5 protein-coding genes and 4 pseudogenes are annotated in these 5,468 nt (G+C 58.2%); 5 read left to right on the top strand and 4 right to left on the bottom strand.

Annotation, left to right across the window (positions count from 1 at the left end; all coding sequences use genetic code 11):
- From GCT19_RS40625 to GCT19_RS44730, 4 genes and pseudogenes are all read left to right on the top strand, one after another.
- A partial coding sequence (locus GCT19_RS40625; protein WP_193727512.1) for a transposase occupies nucleotides 1-224 on the top strand: 224 nt, incomplete at its 5' end.
- Between the two features lie 228 nt (nucleotides 225-452).
- Nucleotides 453-734: a type VI secretion system contractile sheath small subunit gene (locus GCT19_RS40630; RefSeq protein ID WP_152854995.1), complete on the top strand. Its 282-nt coding sequence runs from the start codon at nucleotides 453-455 to the stop codon at nucleotides 732-734.
- Between the two features lie 13 nt (nucleotides 735-747).
- Nucleotides 748-1,723: pseudogene (locus GCT19_RS40635) on the top strand (IS5 family transposase).
- Nucleotides 1,724-1,986: 263 nt separating this feature from the next.
- A complete protein-coding gene (locus GCT19_RS44730; RefSeq protein WP_321576953.1) occupies nucleotides 1,987-2,163 on the top strand; it encodes a type VI secretion system contractile sheath small subunit in 177 nt (58 codons plus the stop codon).
- 108 nt (nucleotides 2,164-2,271) lie between these two features.
- Here the strand turns inward: GCT19_RS44730 and GCT19_RS40645 are convergent.
- Nucleotides 2,272-2,496, bottom strand: a pseudogene (locus GCT19_RS40645) (IS6 family transposase); the annotation flags it as partial.
- Nucleotides 2,497-2,971: 475 nt separating this feature from the next.
- On the opposite strand from GCT19_RS40645, the gene GCT19_RS40650 reads away from it, so the two are divergent.
- On the top strand, nucleotides 2,972-3,904 hold the full coding sequence (locus GCT19_RS40650) for a hypothetical protein (RefSeq protein WP_176137997.1): 933 nt from the start codon (nucleotides 2,972-2,974) through the stop codon (nucleotides 3,902-3,904).
- A 72-nt stretch (nucleotides 3,905-3,976) separates the two neighbouring features.
- Here GCT19_RS40650 and GCT19_RS40655 read toward each other — a convergent pair.
- From GCT19_RS40655 to GCT19_RS40665, 3 genes and pseudogenes are all read right to left on the bottom strand, one after another.
- A pseudogene (locus GCT19_RS40655) lies at nucleotides 3,977-4,392 on the bottom strand (DDE-type integrase/transposase/recombinase); the annotation flags it as partial.
- Nucleotides 4,393-4,541: 149 nt separating this feature from the next.
- Nucleotides 4,542-5,162, bottom strand: a pseudogene (locus GCT19_RS40660) (IS5 family transposase); the annotation flags it as partial.
- 100 nt (nucleotides 5,163-5,262) lie between these two features.
- Nucleotides 5,263-5,468: ATP-binding protein (locus GCT19_RS40665; RefSeq protein WP_193727503.1), on the bottom strand; the 206-nt coding region annotated here is incomplete at its 5' end.

Below are 5,468 nucleotides of genomic sequence, written 5' to 3' on the forward strand. Positions count from 1 at the left end.
CGCCTGAGGTGCGCAAGGTCATCTACACCAATTCGCTGGAGAGCGTGAATGCACAGCTGCGCAAGATCATCAAGACGCGCGGACACTTCCCGTCCGATGAAGCGGCGACCAAACTGCTCTGGCTTGCGCTGCGCAAAATCACCAGCGACTGGCACCGTGCGGCCCACGACTGGAAGGCCGCCATGCGGCAGTTCGCGATCCTCTACGAGGATCGCTTCACATGACCCAACAGCTAGAATGAAATTGATCGCCTGCCACGCCTGAAATCTTCAGACGCCTTGCACACAAAAATTCAGACACTCCCGGTTTGGCTCCGCAGGAAATCTCGGAAACCGTCTTTTACATCGGAATGCAATGCGATTCTGATGCGCTGCGCGACGGTGAAGACGTGGACAGCAAAAGGGCATGCTGTCTCGCACCTCCACACCGGCTAGCTTTTTTCGGAGTTAGATATGGCATATGAAAGTTCAACCGCTCCCAAGGAGCGGGTCAATATCGTTTATCGACCGGCCACCGGAGAATCAAGGGAAGAAGTTGAGCTGCCGCTTAAATTGCTTGTGGTGGGCGACTTCACTTTGCGCAACGACGCTACAGCGATTAAAGACATGAAGTCGATCAACGTCGACAAGGACAATTTCAATGAAGTGCTTAAGTGGCAGAAACTCCCGCTCGCTCTTGTGGTGCCGAATCACCTAGGGCTGCGCTGCAAAAGATCAACGGCATTGGGCGTTTAATCGTTAGATATGCATGAAACAACAGACCCTTGCGATGGCGGCCGATCAAGGCGCCGGATTTGAACAGTACCGTCGGCCAACCAAACGCGATGTGTTCCTTGAGACGATGGATCAGATCGTGCCGTGGGCGCAACTGTGCGAGGTTGTCGAGCCGTACTATCCGAAGGGTCAAGGCGGTCGCCCACCGGTGGGTCTGGAGCGCATGCTGCGCATGCACTTTGTGCAGCACTGGTTCGACCTGGCCGACGAAGCCTGCGAGGAAGCGCTGCTGGATAGCACCGCATTGCGGCGATTCGTCGGGGTTGACCTGGGACGCGAGCGCGTTCGTGATGGTACGACGCTCTTGAAGTTCCGGCGGCGGCTGGAGCGCAACAAGCTCGGCGAGCAATTGTTCGCCAGGGTCGGCGAGGTGCTGCAAGGGCGCGGACTGAAGGTAGGCACCGGCACGATTGTGGATGCCACCATCATCGGTGCGCCCAGTTCCACAAAGAATGCGGACAAGGCGCGAGACCCCGAAATGCATCAGACGAGGAAGGGCCAGCAGTGGTACTTTGGAATGAAGCTTCACATCGGTGTGGATAGCCAGACGGGTCTGGCACACAGCGCGGTAGTGACGGCGGCGAACGTGCATGACAAGCATCCGCTGCCGGCGCTGCTGCACGGCGACGACCGGCGTGTGTACGGTGACAGCGCCTATGCGAGCCAGAAGAAACTCATCACCAGCAAGGCGAAGAAAGCGAAGGACTTGACCAACCAGCGTGTACGCAATCGCAGTGGTGAAGTCGATGAAGCTAGGCGCTCGAAAAACCGCAACAAGTCGAAGATTCGTGCCCGGGTTGAACACGTCTTTGCGGTTGTCAAGCGGCTGTGGAGTTTTGGCAAGGTGCGCTATCGCGGCCTCGCGAAGAACGCCACGCGCGCCTTTACTGTACTCGCGCTTGCCAACATCTACATGAGCCGCACGCGGCTGATGACAGGTGCGTCCATGAGCAGCCAAAGTGGGTCGAGAGACCCGCTTGCAAGACCCTTCATGGCCAGAAAATCGAACCAGTCGCATCGCTCATCTCGCGTTCCGAGATTCAGCATCAAGCTGTTTGCGAAAACGATGGCTTCTTCAGCGAAGCACTAGAGGCGAATCCGGGTCCGGACGCGCAGCTCACAGTGAATCTGGAATTTGAGTCCATCCACGATTTCTCTCCTGACGCAGTCGTACAGAAAGTGCCGGAGTTGTGCCAGATGATCGCGTTGCGCGTTGCGCGATGCGCTCAAAGCGCTGAAGGGCCCGCTCGGCAACAATCCTCATTTCCGCAAGCGTGTCCAGGCGTTGATAGTAGACGAGAAAGCGCGCAGGCGTCTGATGGGTGAACTCGGCATTGAAAACAAGAGACCTGAATCGAATGGCAAAACCACCGGGGTAACACATGAGTGACATGCTGCGCGCAACGACAATCGCGCCCCTGTGGGACGCGGATCGTTCGCTACTCGACCAGCTGATTGGGGCGGCGCGAATCGAACCGGGCGACGAAGCCTATTCGATGGTGCCCCGCTTGCGCCGCGCCGTCTTTGCACGCTGGGCGAATTCAGCGCCGAACTTGTCGCACCAGCAACGGATTGTTTCGTACGTGACGACGACACCACGCTCGAGCAACAACTTCTCGATATCGCGCAGGCTCAGGCTGAACCGGAAATACCAGCGAACCGCGCAGCTGATGACGAAGGCAGGGAAGCGGTGACCGTGATAAAGCGGCTTTCTTTTCTTCATCGCTTCATTCTACCCCGCTCCTGCGTCAACCTGACAGAGCCTGCCCCAGCCATACGAGTGTCCAGCTCGTCGATGTGCGATCGCATGCGGGGGGACGTTCTCGCGGAAATCCGTCCGCCCGAACCGGGTCGGCAAGTCCGACGTAATTGCCGGCATCTTCTGCTCGGGGAGCAGTGCATCCAACCACGTAGTAAAGATTGGATCGAAATTCTGGGCTCACGGGAGTCAGTTGTGGCTGAACGTTATCGGGCATATGATGCATCTGCCGGTGACCACCGGCTCCGGAACGTCCCGCTTCCCGATGGGTGGTTGGGCAAACGCGGCATCTGTCGCAGGTTCAAAAGGCGGGATTGACGCTTTTCACGTCATCGCGTAACCCGAGGACTTTTATGACAAACCGTTCGGTAGTAGCAGTGCGGCACACCGCTGCTGCCACCCTGACAACGTATATTGCAGACTCGACGGAGGTCGCACTGTGGCTACACGTGATGGCGGTACGCTGTATGTCATCCAGGCACGTCCCCCGGCAATCATCGCCTTATCCCCGGACGGTTCGCACGAAATCGTTATCGCAGCCCTGACGAACACGCCCGACGGCATAAAGGTGGACGCCGAAGACCAGTTGTTATACTGGAGCAACATGGGCAGCGGCATTCATCTAATCAACGGCGATGCGATGCTCTCTGGACTTCCACCGAACGATGGCACGATCGAATGCTCGAAGCTAGACGGTAGTGAGCATCGGGTGCTCGTGCCTTCGGGGAAGGCAGGAACGCCGAAGGAACTGGCGCTGGACAAGGAAGCCGGTCATCTGTACTGGTGCGATCGTGAAGGCATGCGAGTCATGCGTGCGTGGCTGGATGGCACTCAGGTCACGGAGCTCGTGCGGACTGGGAATTTCCCGGAAGATACGGCTGACGCAACCCGCCACTGTGTAGGCATTGCGCTGGATAAGACAAACGGACACATTTACTGGTCACAGAAGGGTCCTCCGGATGGCGGACAGGGGCGCATCTTTAGGGCAGGCATTGAGCTACCGGCAAATGCGGCTTCCGATAGACGCTCAGACGTCGAATGTTTGCTTGACAAATTGCCGGAGCCTATTGATCTCGATATCGACCACCACGACGCGATGCTCTATTGGACAGATCGCGGCGACGATGCGGACGACGGAAATACGCTGAACCGCGCAAGGATCTCAACGTTGGGACTGGTTAATCGTGAAGTGGTTGCGCGCGGACTCAAGGAAGGGATTGGCGTGTGCTTGGATTGGCGAGGCCGCCGTGCCTTCGTGACCGATTTGGGCGGCAATGTGCGCGAGCTGGACATCGATACGAACGACGACTCGCATTTCACTACGGTTGCCCATCTGGGCGTGCTCACAGGTATTGATTACGCCGACGTCTAAGTTGGACCCCCAGCAGCTGGCTCTGGTGCAATTTCAGCGGCGAGCGAAAGAATTGGCGTATCCACCGTCACCTCATCGAACTGAAAGGACTGCCTTCCAAACAGCGGGCGCAGTGGCATCTTTGAGGCGCAGGTTCGTCAGATCGGACTGACCTTTGCGAATACGACGGGTCAGCTCGAAGCCCGAGATCGCGATTGCCCGCGTTCCGGAAATGTTTGAAACCGAGTATCACTTTCAGCTGTAATTTGATGTGACGATGATCCTGCCCGATCACGTCGTTCAAGTACTTTGAGGATCGCAGCGTCGTGTCTTTGAGCAGTAGCTCATCGGCCTTCATTTCGGGCACCGCGCGATGAGACACGGCGTAACCGTCCAGCGTGATCGTTGCCGCTCCTGATTGCCTTCGCGAAGAAGGCCGTGGCTGCAGGCACATCGCGCTTGGCGCTGAGCCGGAAATCGACCGTCTTTCTCGCCCGGTCAACGGCGCGGCGTTGTCACGTTAAGGCTGCGCTGATCAAGCCGCGGAATTCGAGTTTGGCCGATACTTCAATGGTCATTTCGCCGTGAAAGCAAATCTCATTCGCTCCGGTGAGCCCTGCAGGCTCGAAAAGCGGGGGATTTCCCCGCTTTTCGCCCATTACGGGCGCACCTGTGCCATCAGCCGCCTGCGCGACAAATAGACGTTGGCCAGCGCCAGTGCAACGAAGGCGCGGTTGGCATTCTTTGCCAGCCCGCGATAGCGCACCTTCGTAAAGCCGCCCACAGGCGCTTCACGACAGCAAACACGTGCTCAACCCGGGCACGGATCTTCGACTTGTTGCGATTCTTGCTACGCGCTACCTCATCGACCTGACCCGCACGCCGGGTTCGCTGGTTGGTGAAGTCGCGTGCCCCGGGGCGCCTTGCTGTGGATCAACGCTTTCTGGCTCGCATAGGCGCTATCGCCGTAGACGCGTTGCTCCTGACCATGCAGCAACCTTGGCAGCGGACGTTTGTCGTGGACGTTGGCGGCCGTGACCACCGCGCTATGCGCCAGGCCGCTTTGGCTATCGAGCCCGATGTGCAGCTTCATGCCGACATGCCACTGCTTGCCTTTGCGCGTCTGATGCATTTCGGGGTCCCGCGCCTTCTGTTCATTCTTCGTCGAACCCGGCGCCGAGATCAGCGTTGCGTCCACGATAGTGCCGCTATTGAGCTTCATCCCGCTGGACTGCAGTACCTGACCAACCTCCGCGAACAGCTTCTCGCCCAGTTTGCGCTCCTCGATGCGTATTTCGGCGAAGGTGACCGCCAATTTCGGGAACGTGACCGATTCGGCGGGGTTGGGCGTTGCGCGGTGTCGATTGTAGATTTCCTTGTTAGTTCTGGTCGAGTTCGGGCTCCAGGACGCTGGGTTTTGGGGATGCCTTTCTGAGGGAACCACCGGTAAGCGTGATCCGATGATGACGCTGCATGAGGCGGTCGAGCATTGCGTCGGCGATGGTCTCGTCGCCGATCCATCCATGCCAGTGCTCAATCGGTAACTGGCTGGTGACGATGGTCGCCTTTCCCGCCGAGCGGTCAT

It is taken from the genome of Paraburkholderia atlantica (assembly GCF_009362785.1).
GTDB classification, from domain to species: domain Bacteria; phylum Pseudomonadota; class Gammaproteobacteria; order Burkholderiales; family Burkholderiaceae; genus Paraburkholderia; species Paraburkholderia atlantica.

Coding starts and splice junctions, on each gene's coding strand:
- GCT19_RS40630 (WP_152854995.1), top strand. CDS start 453: ATGGCATATGAAAGTTCAACCGCTCCCAAGGAGCGGGTCAATATCGTT.